Here is a 1,037-nt window from a genome sequence, read left to right as displayed (position 1 = left end):
TTATGGATAAAACGATACCAAGCGGGTAAAGAATTTAAAAGATATGATTTTGAATCAGGGGGAGATCGCTTGGCTAAACAAACAACATTGGAAGAACGTGTAATGATTGCCCAATACTGTATAGAAAATGATAAGAATTATAGAGAAACAGCGAAAGCTTTTAATGTAACCTATAACCAAGTTCATAGATGGGTGAAACGATATGAAGCCTATGGTGAAGATGGACTTGTCGATGGTAGAGGTCGAGGCAAACCTAAAACAGTATTAACAGATATAGAGAAGACTGAGCTAGAAATGAAAGTCCTAAAAAAACAAAATGAATTTTTACGTATGGAGAATGAGGTTTTAAAAAAGGAAAGAGAAATCGAAAGCGAGTTGATGAATCAGGCATTAAGTACCAAGCGGCATACGAAGCGATAGAGTACTTTAAAGGCACCTATCCTGTATCACATTTATGTGAGGTTTTAAAAGTTACAAGAGCTGCTTACTATCAATGGAAGAGACGCCGTCCATCAAAGAGGCAACTTGAAAATGAAGCTTTAATGAATGATATTAAAAACATCTATGATAAATATGAAGGTATTTATGGATATCGTCGTATTTATATTTATATTCGTTATTATTTAAAGAAAAAGGTTAATCGTAAACGAGTTCAGCGCTTGATGAAGAAATTGGGTTTAAAATCAGTGATTCGACGTAAGCGTAATAATTATACGCCACACATCCCTAAAATTACGACATCAAATGTGTTGAATCGAGACTTTAAAGCAGAAAAACCGAATCAAAAATGGTTAACAGATATAACTGAATTTAGACTATCAACAGATGAAAAGTTATATTTGAGTGCGATTTACGACTTAAATACCTGTAAAATAATCAGTTATGAAATCAGTAATAAGAACAATAATGATTTAGTTATTAATACATTTAATAAAGCTGTTAAAGGCATGTCGCCAAAAGAAACAAAAGGACTGCTTTTCCACAGTGACAGAGGGATACAGTACACTTCGCATACATTTAACACATTGATAAACAAA

Annotated in this window: 2 protein-coding genes; both read left to right on the top strand. The window is 33.1% G+C overall.

What is annotated here, in order from left to right:
- Positions 1 to 420 (top strand): helix-turn-helix domain-containing protein (locus tag CCE82_RS12330; RefSeq protein WP_206184395.1); only part of this gene is annotated, 420 nt, incomplete at its 5' end.
- A partial coding sequence (locus tag CCE82_RS12325; RefSeq protein ID WP_159454544.1) for an IS3 family transposase occupies positions 390 to 1,037 on the top strand: 648 nt, incomplete at its 3' end. The genes CCE82_RS12330 and CCE82_RS12325, both read left to right, overlap by 31 nt.

The organism is Staphylococcus cornubiensis (assembly GCF_900183575.1).
GTDB lineage: Bacteria > Bacillota > Bacilli > Staphylococcales > Staphylococcaceae > Staphylococcus > Staphylococcus cornubiensis.
Note: the sequence above shows the minus strand (reverse complement) of the source record. Positions and strands in the feature narration are given on the sequence as shown.